Genomic DNA, 14056 nt, shown 5'->3' on the forward strand with positions numbered 1-14056 from the left:
ATGTCGAGCGCTCCCGTCATTCGTAGCTGGCTGTTCGTGCCCGGCAACCGCCCGGAACGCTTCGACAAGGCATGTGCGTCCGGGGCCGACGCCGTCATCCTCGACCTCGAAGATGCCGTGCCGCCCGCCGACAAGCTCGCGGCCCGCGAACAGGTCTTCCGCTGGTTGATGGCACGACAGACCGACGCCGCCGTGCCCGCTCATGTGCCCATCTACGTGCGCATCAACGCGGCATCGACGCCGTGGTTCGAGGCCGATGTCGCCGCGCTCGCCGGGGTGTCGCAACTCAGCGGTCTCGTCGTTCCGAAGACGGAAGACGTCGCCACGCTCGCCCGCGCAGCGCAAGGTGCTACGTCGTCGTTGCGCCTGGTCCCGTTGATCGAAACCGCTCAGGCATTTGCCGCGCTCGGAGACATCGCCAAAGCGCCGCGCGTCGAGCGCTTGATGTTCGGCACCATCGATTTCCAGCTGGACATCGGGATCGAAGGCGATGGCGACGAGCTGTTGTACTTCCGCTCGCAACTGACGCTCGCCTCCCGCATAGCGGGCATTGCCGCGCCGGTCGACGGCGTGACGACCGCGCTGGACGATGCCGCGCTCATCGAAGCCTCGGCGCGTCGCGCACGTGCGCTCGGATTTCGCGGCAAGCTGTGCATCCATCCGCGTCAGGTGGCGCCCGTGCATGCCGCCTTCGCATGGCGTGATGACGAGATCGCGTGGGCCGAACGTGTGGTCGCCGCAGCCAATGCCAGCGGCGGCGCCGCCGTGGCGCTGGACGGCAAGATGATCGACGCGCCGGTCATCGCCAAGGCCAACGAGATTCTCGCCAGCCGCTGATCGACGGCGGTCGATGACGCCTCAGGCGCGCTTGCCGACAGGCGCGCGCCGGGGCACGATCTCCGTGCCGTTGTCACCGCCGATATCCCCTTCTCGAACGGAAGCAAGCACGCGTTGCGATGCCGCCACGCAATCCTCTCCAGCTTCCCGATGCTCGATGGCGTCGATCAGCGACGTCAGATTGCGCTTGGATACCGCCAGCTTCTGCGCCAGTGCATCGATCTCCGCGACCTTGCGACGGAGCATTTCCAGCAGCGTGTCATGCGGCCACGCCTTGAGATCCGGCGGCAGGATCGCGCGGATCTCGTCCAGCGTGAATCCCGCGTTCTGCGCGCGCCGAATCAGGCTCAGACGTGTGAGCGCATCGTCGTCGTATTCCCGATAGCCGTTCGCCTGACGCTGGGCATTCGGCAGCAAGCCCTCCGCCTCGTAAAAGCGAATACGCGACGCCGCCACACCGCTCGCCTGCGCCAGTTCACCGATCTTCATGGTCTCGCTCCCACCGCTTGACATTAAAGTGAACTTTAAGGTTATGGTCGTGCCATCGTCAACTGAAGATTCGAGGCGCGACCATGACTCTCTTCACTTCCCTCATGCTGCCGAACGGCACATCGATCCCTAACCGCATTGCCAAGGCTGCCATGGAGGAAAACATGGCCGACGCCAATCACGCACCGTCCGACGACATCATCCGCCTGTACGACGCCTGGGCACGTGGCGGCGCGGGGCTGATCATCACCGGCAACGTCATGATCGACGCGCGTGCCATGACAGGGCCCGGCGGCGTGGTGTTAGAGGATGACCAGCATCTCGCACGCTTTCGACACTGGGCCGACACCGCGCGGCAACGAGGCGCACAAGTCTGGATGCAACTGAACCACCCGGGCAGGCAGATGCTCTCGGCGCTGGGCCAGCCGACGGTCGCACCCTCTGCGATTGCACTCGAACTGGGCACCTTCTCGAAACGCTTTGCCATGCCCCGGGCGCTCACCGAGACCGACATTGCCGAGGTCATCGCGCGCTTCACCCGCAGCGCCGTACTCGCCGAGCAAAGCGGCTTCACCGGCGTGGAGATTCATGCGGCGCACGGCTATCTGTTGAGCCAGTTCCTGTCGCCGCTGACGAACCGGCGGGAAGATCGATGGGGCGGCAGTCTCGAGAATCGCGCGAGGTTATTGCTCGATGTCGTGACATCGGTGCGCAACGCCGTCTCGCCCGGGTTCGCCGTTGCGGTCAAGCTCAACTCGGCCGACTTTCAGCGCGGCGGGTTCGGCCCTGCCGACGCGCGTCGCGTCATCGACATGCTCGGCTCGCACGGCGTCGATCTGATCGAACTCTCCGGCGGCAGCTATGAAGCGCCCGCGATGCAAGGCGAGGCGCGCGATGGGCGTACGCTCGCGCGCGAGGCCTACTTCCTCGAATTCGCGCGTGACATGGTGGCTGTCGCCACGATGCCGCTGATGGTGACGGGGGGAATCCGCCGCCTCGCGGTGGCCGAGCAGGTGCTCGAAAGCGGCACGGCGATGGTCGGCATTGCCACGGCGCTGTCCATCGATCCGGAACTACCGAACCGATGGCAGCAAGGCGATGCCTCTGCGCCGCAACTCAAGCCCATCCAGTGGAAGAACAAGGCCCTCGGCTCGCTGGCGAACATGGCGGTCGTGAAGTTTCAGCTCAAACGCCTGAGCGCCGGGCGTACGCCGAACCCGGCCGTCTCGCCCCTGCGCGCCCTCATCGCGCAGCAGATCGGCACGGCCTGTCAGACACGTCGATACCGTCAATGGATGACGCGCGGCGCGGCGATACCGCAGTAACGGGACAGGACAACGGGGCAATGGCGACGGTGGGGCATAAGCACACCGTCGCCGCCGGATGACTTACTCGAAGGCGGGATCAATCGGCACGCGGTACCCCACGGCCAGTCGATTGGTTTCGTTGGCCATGCCGACGACGGCCAGCAACTCGCCGAACATCTCGTCCGTCATTCCCGCACGACGGGCGCCTGCGGTGTGACTGGCGACGCAGTAGCCGCAATTGTTGGTCACGCTTACGGCCACGTAGATCAGTTCCTTGACGAGCGGATCGAGGGCGCCTGCCGACATGATGTCCTTGAGGCTGCCCCACGTGCGCTCCAGTGTCGGCGGATGTTGAGCGATGTACTTCCAGAAGTTGTTGACGTCAGGCACGCCACGCGTGTCCTTGATGTCGTCGAAAACGGCTTTGACTTCGGGCGAGGCGGTGGCGTACTCGACAGGCTTTTGCTGGCTCATGGGTGGCGGCGCCGGACAGGCGGTCGTGGAAGTGAAAGCGTAGGTTACAAGCTTTCGTGCGCAGCCGTGTGCTCATTGAGGCGTGGAGCCGCGCCCGATCTTCGAGGCGGCGTCCGGCGCGTAGTCACTGCGTCCCCAAATTGGGGGACGTTCGTCGATTAGAATTCGGCGGATCGCACGATCCGCCGACGAACGTCGTCAGGCTTGCTGACTTAAGACGTCACCGCATGCAGCCGGGTGCGCGCCATGCCAGCCGTGCCAGACATCAACGCCAAATCGTCGCTCTGCTGGGTCAGACGAAACACGGCCACGGCGGCTTTCAACGCTTCCGCCTGCTCGGCCAGCGATTGCGCGGCCGCCGAGGCTTGCTCCACCAGCGCGGCGTTCTGCTGCGTGACTTCGTCCATCTGCGTGACGGCACGCGCGACCTGATCGATCCCTGCTGTCTGCTCTTCCGATGCCGCCGAAATTTCGGCCATGATGTCCGTGACGCGTTGCACGCTGCTGGCGATGCTGTGCATCGCCGTGCCTGCCTCACCGACGATCCGGCTGCCCGCCGCCGAACGCTCGGCCGACGTCTCGATCAGTGTCTTGATGTCGCGTGCTGCGCTCGCGGAGCGTTGCGCCAGCGTGCGCACCTCACCGGCAACGACGGCGAAACCGCGCCCCTGCTCTCCCGCCCGGGCCGCTTCAACCGCCGCGTTCAGCGCCAGAATGTTCGTCTGGAATGCAATGCCGTCGATCAGCGCGATGATGTCGCGAATCTTGGCCGAACCGGCATCGATGGCCTGCATCGTCTGCGTAACTTCGACCATCGCCGTGTCACCCGCCCCGGTCTGTTCGCTCGCCTGACGCGCCAGTTGATTGGCCTGACGGGCGTGCTCCATGTTCTGCCGCACCGTGCTCGTCAACTGCTCCATACTCGCCGCCGTTTCCTCCAGCGACGCGGCTTGCTGCTCGGTACGGGCCGACAGATCCAGATTGCCCGCAGCAATTTCACGCGCGCTCGCGGCAATCGCTTCACCGCTCTTGCGCACCTTGGCCACCGTGTCGTTGAGTTGCGTCTTCATGTTGCCGAGCGCCGTCAGCAGACGCCCCATTTCATCGCTCGACGTCACATGCACCGGGCGTTGCAAATCGCCTGCTGCGATTTCCTGGAAATGCTCGAGCACGTCATCCAGCGGACGCGTAATCGCCCGGTTCAGCGACCGCGCCGTGAGCAGCGCGGCGATGATGGCGAATGCGATGGCACAAAGCGTGAGGACGAACAGCCGGTCGTAGGTCGTCACCGCCGAATCGAAGCTCGATTTGGCGCGGGTGTCGTAGAGTGTCTTGAGCGCCTCGTTGGCGTTTACGTAAGACGTGTAGCGCTTGCCCAGCACGGCCGCCTGCGCGTAGTAGACGTCGGTCTGGCCGGCGGCGATGCTGTTCTGCACCAGGGTGAAGGCATCCTTGAGCGCCTGACGGGCACTCGTCACGTCTTTGGCAAGGCGTTGCTCTTCAGTGTCGGACGGCAGCGCCAGATAGGCTTGCCACGCCTTTTCCGATTCGCCCCAGTACTCAGTTCCCTTCTTGACGTCCGCCGCCTTGACTTCCTCGCTCGGCGCCTGCGGTGCGCGCAGCACGACGGCACGTGCACGGCCGATCTGGATTTCCGACTCGCCGAGCAATCGCGTACTGGCAAGCTCCTTGTCGTACACCTCGCGCAAACTGCCGACGGTGTCGCGCAACCCGAGGAGCGCCAACGCTCCGATGATCAACACCAGTGTGGCCAGACCGGCCACGGCCGTCCGCAACCGCCAACGAATCGTCCAATTTTTCAACATTTGCGCTTCCGCCTTTCTTTCTGTTCGTGGCCGCCGAGAGCGACGGCCACCGTACGCCACCCGGCACGATACCCCTGTGCCCGTGACAGCGTTAGCGGCTCCAACGGCGCGAATGCGAAAAACTTGAGCGACGATCCGGAGACTGGCGCTTACTCAGCGCATTGCGCGCCAGTTCACGAGATATACGGGAGATATATGAGGGACATACGCCAAGTTGGTGCGTGATGGACCTATTGGCGTATGGCACGAGCGCTGACTTACCGCGCCTTACAGGGCTCGCTTGACGGTGCGTGCGGCCCCCGAAATGTCCTGCCCGACGCCGTCGACAGTATTGCAGCCCGCGAGGGCAAACAACGAACCGACCACCAGGAAAAACGCCACGAAACGCGCCAACATATCGACCTCGATACAAAAATGCTGCAAAAAGTGATGATCCTCGGGCTTCCGGCCGTTGATGCCCCCAGTGCCGGGTCCCGAATGCTTTTGATTGACACCTCACGACGCGCCGAGCCGTGCCGTACGCCGTGAAGCAACGCGCAATTGTGCTTGAAATTCGCCCGGACGGGAACGAACGCCAGCGTCGCCCACATCGTGCCCGCGTTACAGCACCGCCAGCGTCTGCCGAATGTGCTCGGCGAACGCCACGCTTAGATGCGTGGGACGCGCGCGATCGAACTTTACCGTAATCCCCACGGACGGCAACGCCGGCAAGGTATCAGCTGTAACAATGCGTAAATCCGCAGGCACGGCCGTCTGTGTCATGACAGCGAACGCCTGTCCCGAGCGTGCCAATGCCGTGAGCCCTGCCAGATTGCTGCTCGCGTACGCAATCCGATACGCACGTCCCGCGCGCATCAGCGCTTCACACGCCGCGATGTGGTCCAGCGTGTCGGGATCGGAAAGCGCTAGCGGCAGCGGTTCATTCACGTCGGACAACACCGCGTCGAGTCCCGGGTTACCGATCCACACCAATGGCTCGCGGCGAATCACGTTGCGCTCGTCGACACCGTCGGGCAACGAAATCAACGCCAGATCGAGCGCGTGACGGGACAGTTGCTCCAGCAGGCGTGGCGTCGGCTCGCAGATGACCTCCACCTGCGCGTGGGGATGGGCCACCGCGAATTCGCGCAGAAGATGGGGCAGGAACGCCGCCGCGTAGTCGTCCGGGCAACCGAACCGGATCGTGCCGGTCAGGCCGCGCCCCGACATGTCGGCCATCGCTTCGTCGTGAGCCCGCAAGATGCGCTGCGCGTGGGCCAGCAAGCGTTCGCCTGAACCCGTGAGCACCACACCCCGCCCCGTACGCTGTAGCAACGGCTGGTCCACGATCGCTTCCAGCCGCTTCATTTGCTGACTCAGCGCGGACTGTGTGCGGGCAATGCGCTGTGCGGCCCGACTGAGCGAACCGGCCTGCGCGATGGCGACGAACGAACGCAGCAAATCGATTTCCAGCATCGCACTCAAGGTATTAGCCTCGCTTCTATCTTTCATTAGCACTATTCGCTTCTATGAAAGCAGAGCGCTGCTTAGACTGCAAGCGGTAACGATTCACTGCCGATTCCCTCAACGTCGCGAACTTCAAGCCGCCCCTCGGAGATTTCCTCGTGTCCAAGAACCAAGATGCCGATTTCTGGCGCAACGCCCGCCAGCACCTCATCCGCTATGGCGGCACGTTTGAACCGGCGATCATCGAGCGTGCCGAGGGCAGCTTCGTCTATGACGCCGACGGGCGCGCGATTCTCGATTTCACGTCAGGGCAGATGAGTGCGGTGCTCGGCCACAGCCATCCGGACATCGTGGCGGTCGTCTCCGAGTCCATCGGCAAGCTCGACCATCTGTTCAGCGGCATGCTCTCGCGCCCCGTAGTGGATCTGGCGACGCGTCTGGCCGACATCACGCCGCAAGGGCTCGACCGGGTGATGTTGCTGAGCACCGGTGCGGAATCAAACGAAGCCGCCATTCGCATGGCGAAACTGGTGACCGGCAAGTACGAGATCGTCGGATTCGCACAGTCGTGGCACGGCATGACGGGCGCGGCGGCCTCGGCGACCTACAGCGCGGGACGCAAAGGCGTCGGCCCCGCCGCCGTGGGGTCCTTCGCGATTCCTGCGCCGTTTACTTACCGCCCGCGCTTCGGCCCGGCGGGTCAGTACGACTATCTCGCAGAGCTGGACTACGCCTTCGATCTGATCGACCGGCAGTCGAGCGGTAATCTGGCCGCCTTCATCGCCGAGCCGATTCTGAGCTCAGGCGGCATCATCGAGTTGCCACCCGGCTATCTCGCCGCGCTCAAGCGCAAGTGCGAGGAGCGCGGCATGCTGCTGATCCTCGACGAAGCCCAGACCGGCATCGGACGCACCGGCACGATGTTCGCGTTCGAGCGCGATGGCGTGACACCGGACATCCTCACGCTGTCGAAGACGCTCGGTGCGGGCTTGCCGCTCGCTGCCATCGTGACGTCCGCCGAGATCGAAGAACGGGCGCACGAGCGCGGCTATCTGTTCTACACCACGCATGTCTCCGACCCGCTGCCCGCTGCGGTCGGCCTGCGCGTGCTCGACGTGGTGGCCCGCGACGGACTTGTCGAGCGCGCCAACGTCATGGGTGAGCGGCTGCGCAACGGCCTGCTGGGATTGATGGAGCGCTTCGAGTGCGTGGGCGATGTGCGTGGCCGAGGCCTGTTGCTCGGCATGGAGATCGTCAAGGATCGCCGCACCAAGGCCCCGGCAGACGGCCTCGGCGCAAAGATCACCCGCGAGTGCATGAACCTCGGCCTGAGCATGAACATCGTGCAACTGCCGGGCATGGGTGGCGTGTTTCGCATCGCCCCGCCACTGACCGTGAGCGAGGCGGAAATCGATCTGGGTCTGTCGCTGCTCGGTCAGGCCATCGAACGTTCGCTGTAAAAACAAGTGGCCCCGCGACCACCCGGACAGGCAGTTGCGGGGCCGCTGCACGCACGATTCACCCGTTAGCGCATCACGTCAAAACACGGTGTCGTTGCCCTGCACTTCACGATGGCGGCGTCGCGTCGCCATCAACACGAGGATCGGCAACGGCAATGCCACGACAAGCAGCAGCCACAGTAGTGCATAGACAGCACCGAGACCATCGTTCTGCAAGTTGACGTAGAGCTTTACCGGGATGCCTTGCGGGAAGTAAGCGAAGATCATGACGATGCCGAACTCGCCGATCACGCGCACCCATGCCACCACGAGCCCTGCGGCAAGACCCCCGCGCGCCAGCGGTAACGTCACGCGGCGGAACACCTGCCACGGCGTGGCGCCAAGACTGCGGGCCGCCATCGGCAAGACAGGCGGTACCGCTTCGAAGGCGGCACGCGCTGCAAGGATGAAATAAGGCAGCCCGCCATAGACCTGTGAGAGCACGAACGCTGGCGGATTGTTGCCGAGCATCACGCCGCCGCGCGCGAGCAATGCGCCCAACGTCCCGACAGGTCCGTACGCCGTCGCCAGCAAGATCCCCATCGCCAGCGGCGGTGTCATGAGCGCCACCAGCACGAGCGCCTCGCCGATGCGTGCGACCCGAGACCGTGTCGACGCCAGCCAGTGTGCGACCCGGGTGCCCAGCACGACGATGATCGTCATCGAGACACAGGACAGTCCGAGCGATACGGCCACGGCATCCCAGTCGCCGTAAGCGAGCCGGAAATGCCGCCATGGCGTCTCAAGCGCCAATGCGGCAAACGGTACGGCCAACAGCGTCCAGGTGACGATTTCACCCAACCGGCCAAGGCCATGACCCACGCCGCCCCATCTCTGGCCTGCCGTGAACGGCGGGCCGTCGCTCCATTTCTGCACGAACGCTTCCTTCAGTGTTCCTGAGCTTTCATCGATCGCCGGATCAGTGATAGAGCGCGTCGCCCTTGGGTTTGCCGTAGCCGTTCTCGTCGAACAACTGCTGCCCCTGCGTCGAGGTCATGAAGGAGAGGAAGTCGTCTGCCGCCTTCGGATGCGCGGCGTTCTTCAGCTTCGCAGCGTAGAACACCAGCGGCTGCGGACGAACGGTCTTTTCCTTGCCATCCGCCGCAGGCAGCGCGAACGACACGGTGTCGTACCAGTTTTTGGAAAACGCGGGATTGCTCAGATTGATTTCATCGGGCAATGCCACATACGGCAGTTTGGCCGAACGGGTGGCGCTTTCGTAGCCCGAGGCGGCGTCGACCTGTCCGGCTTCGAGACGCGTCAGCAAGCCGCCCTCGCCGAACACTTGCTGCGGATTGCGAATGTCGCCCAGCACGGATTGCGCAAGGCCCGCCTGATCGTAGTACTTCTGCGCGAGCATCAGCGTGAAGACAATGTTCTGGCCCTGCGGATCCGTCGCCGGGTCGGTGCGGCCGAAGCGCAGGCCCGGCGTTTGCAGCACCTTCCACCAGGCCGGATGCGTCGCATCGGTGCCTGCGAGACGGAACGCTTCGCCGAAGCGGCCCTTCGGGTTATAGGCGATGACCATGCGCGTGCTGGCCACCGGAATAGCGTCGTCGATCAGTCCCGCGTCCTTGAGAATGGCCATCGGCCCCGGGGTGATCGAGACGAATACGTCGGCCGTCGACCGTCCCGAAGCCAGCAGACGAGCCAGCCCGTAGGCCCCTTCGCCCTGACCCTGATAGGTCACATGCTCGCGCTGCGCGAAGGCCGGCCCCAGCGCCTTGTCCATCACCACGCCCATCGAACCGGCGTATGCCACGCGGAACGTGTCATCGGCATGCGCCTGCATCGTCCCCACCATCGCCGCAGTCACGAACGCCACCACTTTCATCGTCGCGGCAACGCGCGAACCGAACTGCAAAGTCTTCACAGCCTGAACTCCGTTATATAGATGGATATATAGCGAATATCATATATCAGGCGCAGCGCGCGTTTGTGACAACCCTACAAGATTCGATGGTTTGCAACGCTTCATGTGCTCTGCGCGCGCCATCGCGCTACCATGTCGGACGCTATTCCCTTGATGCCGCGTCAGCGCGAATCACTCGCCGCGACGACGGTGCGAAGCCCACTCGACAGCCCCCATGAGCGATCTTTCCTTCCTCGATCACGCCGCATTCCTTACCCTCGCCGAATCCGCCAGCAACGTCGCCATCGATTGCCAGTGCACGAAAACGCCGCTCGACGGCTGGGCCAGTCTGCCTAACTCGTTACCCGATACGCAGTTGGAAGTCGTGGGTACGTTGTGGAATCAACAGGCCACGCAGGAACCGACCTTCGCCGAATACCACCCGGACGGCACGTCGTACTGGGCGCCTGATGCCCCCATCGCACCGCGTTACTTCCCCTACAACCGTGCCAACGTGTGCCGCTGCCGCGAATGCGGCCGTCTCTATCTTCGTTATCAGGAAGGTGGTGGCTACTTTGTCGACCAGCGCATCCGGCACGTCGATCCGGCGCGGATCGTCGACGCGCCTGCCGAGCGCGCGTAACGGCAAGCACGGCCGGTGCCGTGCCGGCCGTCAGAAAGATTGTTGCCTTCCTTTTTCATTCGTTTTCATTTGTTGACGTCTGTGAACGAATGTTGTCGATACGCGCCTCGCCGCCACGCGATGGCGCAGCAAATCCCCAACCAAAACAAGGCATTACATCGCAATCCAAATGCACCACATTTGCTTTGGATTGCAAAATAACTCCAAGAACACGCGCGCACTCGCCCGGTCGAAGCGCGCATGCAAAAACACGACGCCTCCTCAACGACGCCTGTCTTCGCGCCCATTCGGCGCGCAACGTCCGTGCGCGCGCTCGCGCGGCGTGTCGCGACGGCGATGCAATACTCCCCTTCGCTTTACGTCGCGATCTACGCCATCGTCTGGACGCTCGTGAGTGCGAATCTGGATCCGACCGTCCCGTTCGACGCCGTCGAAGCCCTCAACTGGGCACGTAACGCCGAATGGGGAACGCCGAAGAACCCCTGGCTGGTCGGCTTTTCGATGTGGCCGGCGCTTGGGCTGACGGGCGAGGCACTGGCGTTCTACTGGTATGCCTCGCACTTCGCAGCGATTGCCATCGGCATGCTGGGCGTATGGCATCTCGCCAGACGACTGACCGCAGACACACGCCTCGCGTGGCTGGCCATGCTCAGCCTGCACCTGACCGGCGCGACCAACATCGACATCCTCCCGTACAACGACAACTACCTGCTGGTCATGTTCTGGCCGTGGATGCTCTGGCTGTTCGTGCGCGCGATGTGCGACTCGCCCCGGTACTGGATCGGGTTCGGTGTCGTCGCCGGTCTCGCGGCCATGACCAAGTATTCGACGTTTGCGCTACTGGGCGCCATGTTCGTCATCACCCTCTGGACGCCGGCGAACCGTCGGCACTACCGGCACCCGGCCTTCGCGCTCGGGCTGCTACTCTTCACCGCACTGATTGCGCCGAATATCCTCTGGCTCGCGAACCACGACTTCGCGGCGTTTCGATGGGTCGACGACCAGATCCGGCAACGTCTGAACCTGCGTGGGTTGCGCGGTGCGCTCACGGCTTTCTATCCCGTCGTCACGCTCGCCGTCGTCATGCATCTGGCGGGTATGCGCTTCACGCGAGCGAACCGATCCGTGCAGTTAGCCGCCTGTGCCGTGTTGCCGCCGCTGGTGCCGATCCTCGTGTACTTCACACTGCATGACGGCGGACGCATTTCGGAATGGCTGCAACCGTTTACCGTGCCGTTGCCTGCGCTGCTCGTCGGATGCGTGGCCCCCGCCACCGGCAAGCGCGCATGGCGAATCTCGCGATGGCTGCCTGTCGTCGGCCTCACGGTGCTGATCGGATACGTCACCGTGCTCGGACTGAATCTTCGCAACGCGGGGCAAAAGTTCGCCGGGGTCAAGACGGTGAGCCTCGCCGTCGAGCAGCGCTGGAACCAGCGCTACGACGCGCCACTGTCGTTCGTCGGCAACGACCATCTCGCCACGTGGTTGACGTTCTATGCGCCGAGCCAGCCGCGTCTGATGACGGCATGGTCGTCGACCTCGCGTCCGAACATCTACACGCGGGATCTGGATGAGGCCGAGGTCCGCGCACGCGGGGCGATTCTGCTCGGGCATCCCGGACGGTCATGTCGACGGGCGAGTTTCGCGCGAACGCTGTCGCTATGGCCCTCGCTGAGCATCGAGTTTCGGGAGACCCTGCCGTTCGCCTATCACGGCGGCGCGTCACCTATTCCACTTTGCGTCGCTTACATCGCACCGCATCCCTGAATATCGAAAGCAGAATCGCTTCGTTGCCCCCACGCGGAACCGGTCCGGATAATTTCCCTTCAATTTCTCGTCAATCGGTCCCATCCGGCCTATTCCAACATTCAAACGGGGCAACGCTCATGAAACCGCTGAAACCACGCACGGCACTCTCACGCCGCCAATTCCTCGGTGCGCTCGGGGCCGGAGCCGCCGCCGTGGCGCTGCCGTCGTTGTCCGCTCATGCGGCTTACGAGCCGGGCAAGTTCCGCATCGGTTACCAGAAGGCTGCCAGCACGCTCGTGCTCGCCAAGGCGAACGGATCGCTGGAGGCGCGTCTGCGTCCGCTCGGTGTCGAACTCACGTGGGCGGAATTCGCCGCCGGCCCGCAACTGCTCGAAGCGCTGAACGTCGGCGCCATCGACTTCGGGTACGTCGGCGAAGCGCCGCCGGTCTTCGCGCAAGCGGCGGGTGCCGACTTCGTCTACAGCGCTTATGAGGTGCCGACACCGCTTGCCGAGGGCGTTGTCGTCGGCAACAACTCGCCGATCAAGACCGTTGCCGACCTGCGTGGCAAGCGTGTCGCGTTCAACAAGGGATCGGACGTCCACTGGTTCCTCGTCGCGCTGCTGCGCAAACATGGTCTGGACTATGGCGACGTCAGCCCGGTGTTCCTCGCGCCCGCCGACGCCCGTGCCGCCCTCGAACGCGGATCGGTCGATGCCTGGGCCATCTGGGATCCGTTCCTCACCGCGGTCCTCGATCAGAGCCCCGTGCGTCTGCTCGCCAATGCCGAAGGCGCCGCCGATCATCATCAGTTCTTCCTGAGTCAGCGTGCGTTTGCGGAAAAACGTGGCGACGTGATCAAGGCGACGCTCGAATCGCTCGGTCAGACGGGGCAGCAAATCCGCGCCGATTACGCGGCAGCCGCGACGCAGCTCGCGCCGATCCAGGGGCTCGACGCGAAGATCATCGAGAAGGGACTGCGGCATTACGCGCACGTCTACAAGCCGGTATCGGAGCCCGTACTGGCCGCCCAACAGCGCATTGCCGATACGTTCCTCCAGCTCCGGCTGATTCCGAAGCCCATTCGCGTGGCCGACGCCACATTGCGGCAACCGATTGCCTGAGCCCACGTGCCCGGCGCTCTGCCGGGTACGCGCCTGCGGTGCGTAAATTCTCCAGGCATGGCGCTGACGATAGCGCCATGCCTGCGCGCGTTGCGCCTTCGCCCTTGCGCGCCCCGCTTTCCGTCCGCCTTCCTCCCGGTACCTCCCCGAACGCCCGCCTTACGCTTTCCGACTTGGCAAAGTCACCCCGAATGTGACAGAATTCGCAACTCAGTTGCATTGCAACTTGGTTGCATTTAATCGCCGACGCTGTCATGCAGCGTTCCGTCGCGTTCGCGCGTTCTCGTCTTGTATTCCGTTTTCCTTCGGCCCATGCGTCGCCGCTGGTTTCCTTTATGGCTGGTCGTCTGCGTGCTGGTGTCGCAGATGGCACTTGCACGGCACGTCGTGTTTCACACGGCGGCTGCGCTGGCGGCTGCATCGGCGCAATCAGCACAGTCGGAACGTCAGCATGGTCTGACGGATGCTTCCGATCAACATGCGTCGGACGAGGACGGTATCTGCGAGCAATGCCTCGCCTTCATCGCGGTCGACGTTGCACTCCCGGCGCTACCGGTCTTCGCCGCACCGCCCTCCTCGCGCGACTGGCACTACCCGCCTGCCGCGCCACTGCATGTCCGTTCGGTCTCACGGGGACCGACGCGCAACCGCGATCCACCCCGCACCTCGATGTCGCTTGCCTGAGCTTGTCTGAGCTCGCATTAGCTCGCCCAGGCACCCCCGAACCAGAACATTCGCCGCCGCCCGGTGCGGCTCGCCAGCGTTGGCGAGTGCGCCCCCGGCCGCGCGGCGTCCACACGTCAAGCACAT

General features: G+C 64.0%; 14 protein-coding genes. 8 read left to right on the forward strand and 6 right to left on the reverse strand.

All coding sequences use genetic code 11. The features are described 5' to 3' along the window. Positions 1–837 (forward strand): CoA ester lyase, encoded by an 837-nt coding sequence (locus A9762_RS15630; RefSeq protein ID WP_069342920.1) that lies wholly within the window; start codon positions 1–3, stop codon positions 835–837. 21 nt (positions 838–858) lie between these two features. Here the strand turns inward: A9762_RS15630 and A9762_RS15635 are convergent, their stop codons facing one another. Next, entirely contained in the window at positions 859–1326 is a 468-nt protein-coding gene (locus A9762_RS15635) for a MerR family transcriptional regulator (protein WP_069342921.1), read from the reverse strand. A gap of 83 nt (positions 1327–1409) precedes the next feature. On the opposite strand from A9762_RS15635, the gene A9762_RS15640 reads away from it, so the two are divergent. Next, positions 1410–2651, forward strand: a complete 1242-nt coding sequence (locus tag A9762_RS15640) for an NADH:flavin oxidoreductase/NADH oxidase family protein (RefSeq protein ID WP_069342922.1) — start codon at positions 1410–1412, stop codon at positions 2649–2651. A 63-nt stretch (positions 2652–2714) separates the two neighbouring features. Here A9762_RS15640 and A9762_RS15645 read toward each other — a convergent pair whose 3' ends face one another. Then, positions 2715–3107: a carboxymuconolactone decarboxylase family protein gene (locus A9762_RS15645; RefSeq protein ID WP_069342923.1), complete on the reverse strand. Its 393-nt coding sequence runs from the start codon at positions 3105–3107 to the stop codon at positions 2715–2717. 212 nt (positions 3108–3319) lie between these two features. After that, a complete protein-coding gene (locus A9762_RS29335; protein WP_069342924.1) occupies positions 3320–4933 on the reverse strand; it encodes a methyl-accepting chemotaxis protein in 1614 nt (537 codons plus the stop codon). Positions 4934–5173: 240 nt separating this feature from the next. Here A9762_RS29335 and A9762_RS28920 point away from each other — a divergent pair, with 240 nt between their 5' ends. Then, entirely contained in the window at positions 5174–5461 is a 288-nt protein-coding gene (locus A9762_RS28920) for a hypothetical protein (RefSeq protein ID WP_170836252.1), read from the forward strand. A gap of 72 nt (positions 5462–5533) precedes the next feature. Here A9762_RS28920 and A9762_RS15655 read toward each other — a convergent pair whose 3' ends face one another. Further along, the gene (locus tag A9762_RS15655; RefSeq protein WP_083253962.1) at positions 5534–6424 is read right to left on the reverse strand and encodes a LysR substrate-binding domain-containing protein; all 891 of its coding nucleotides are present in this window, start codon (positions 6422–6424) and stop codon (positions 5534–5536) included. Positions 6425–6537: 113 nt separating this feature from the next. Between A9762_RS15655 and A9762_RS15660 the strand changes: the two genes are divergently transcribed. Then, positions 6538–7839, forward strand: a complete 1302-nt coding sequence (locus tag A9762_RS15660; protein WP_069342926.1) for an aspartate aminotransferase family protein — start codon at positions 6538–6540, stop codon at positions 7837–7839. Between the two features lie 78 nt (positions 7840–7917). Here A9762_RS15660 and A9762_RS15665 read toward each other — a convergent pair whose 3' ends face one another. Both A9762_RS15665 and A9762_RS15670 read right to left on the reverse strand, forming a co-directional pair. After that, positions 7918–8754, reverse strand: coding sequence for a molybdenum ABC transporter permease (locus A9762_RS15665; RefSeq protein ID WP_240493582.1), 837 nt, complete (start codon positions 8752–8754; stop codon positions 7918–7920). A 43-nt stretch (positions 8755–8797) separates the two neighbouring features. Further along, a complete protein-coding gene (locus A9762_RS15670) occupies positions 8798–9751 on the reverse strand; it encodes an extracellular solute-binding protein (RefSeq protein ID WP_240493583.1) in 954 nt (317 codons plus the stop codon). Positions 9752–9965: 214 nt separating this feature from the next. On the opposite strand from A9762_RS15670, the gene A9762_RS15675 reads away from it, so the two are divergent. The 4 genes from A9762_RS15675 to A9762_RS15690 all read left to right on the forward strand — a co-directional run bounded on the left by A9762_RS15675 (position 9966) and on the right by A9762_RS15690 (position 13930). Continuing rightward, positions 9966–10373 (forward strand): hypothetical protein, encoded by a 408-nt coding sequence (locus tag A9762_RS15675; RefSeq protein ID WP_069342928.1) that lies wholly within the window; start codon positions 9966–9968, stop codon positions 10371–10373. A 336-nt stretch (positions 10374–10709) separates the two neighbouring features. Beyond that, complete coding sequence (locus A9762_RS15680; RefSeq protein WP_069342988.1) at positions 10710–12140, forward strand: glycosyltransferase family 39 protein; 1431 nt, start codon at positions 10710–10712, stop codon at positions 12138–12140. A gap of 119 nt (positions 12141–12259) precedes the next feature. Then, complete coding sequence (locus A9762_RS15685) at positions 12260–13246, forward strand: aliphatic sulfonate ABC transporter substrate-binding protein (RefSeq protein ID WP_069342929.1); 987 nt, start codon at positions 12260–12262, stop codon at positions 13244–13246. Between the two features lie 366 nt (positions 13247–13612). Further along, positions 13613–13930 (forward strand): hypothetical protein, encoded by a 318-nt coding sequence (locus tag A9762_RS15690; RefSeq protein ID WP_139133246.1) that lies wholly within the window; start codon positions 13613–13615, stop codon positions 13928–13930. Positions 13931–14056 lie beyond the last annotated feature (126 nt).

The sequence above is a fragment of the Pandoraea sp. ISTKB genome, assembly GCF_001721285.1.
Lineage (GTDB): Bacteria > Pseudomonadota > Gammaproteobacteria > Burkholderiales > Burkholderiaceae > Pandoraea > Pandoraea capi.

Coding starts and splice junctions, on each gene's coding strand:
- A9762_RS15685 (WP_069342929.1), top strand. CDS start 12,260: ATGAAACCGCTGAAACCACGCACGGCACTCTCACGCCGCCAATTCCTC.
- A9762_RS15690 (WP_139133246.1), top strand. CDS start 13,613: ATGGCACTTGCACGGCACGTCGTGTTTCACACGGCGGCTGCGCTGGCG.
- A9762_RS15635 (WP_069342921.1), bottom strand. CDS start 1,326: ATGAAGATCGGTGAACTGGCGCAGGCGAGCGGTGTGGCGGCGTCGCGT.
- A9762_RS15645 (WP_069342923.1), bottom strand. CDS start 3,107: ATGAGCCAGCAAAAGCCTGTCGAGTACGCCACCGCCTCGCCCGAAGTC.
- A9762_RS15630 (WP_069342920.1), top strand. CDS start 1: ATGTCGAGCGCTCCCGTCATTCGTAGCTGGCTGTTCGTGCCCGGCAAC.
- A9762_RS15680 (WP_069342988.1), top strand. CDS start 10,710: ATGCAATACTCCCCTTCGCTTTACGTCGCGATCTACGCCATCGTCTGG.
- A9762_RS15640 (WP_069342922.1), top strand. CDS start 1,410: ATGACTCTCTTCACTTCCCTCATGCTGCCGAACGGCACATCGATCCCT.
- A9762_RS15675 (WP_069342928.1), top strand. CDS start 9,966: ATGAGCGATCTTTCCTTCCTCGATCACGCCGCATTCCTTACCCTCGCC.
- A9762_RS15655 (WP_083253962.1), bottom strand. CDS start 6,424: ATGAAAGATAGAAGCGAGGCTAATACCTTGAGTGCGATGCTGGAAATC.
- A9762_RS29335 (WP_069342924.1), bottom strand. CDS start 4,933: ATGTTGAAAAATTGGACGATTCGTTGGCGGTTGCGGACGGCCGTGGCC.
- A9762_RS28920 (WP_170836252.1), top strand. CDS start 5,174: ATGGCACGAGCGCTGACTTACCGCGCCTTACAGGGCTCGCTTGACGGT.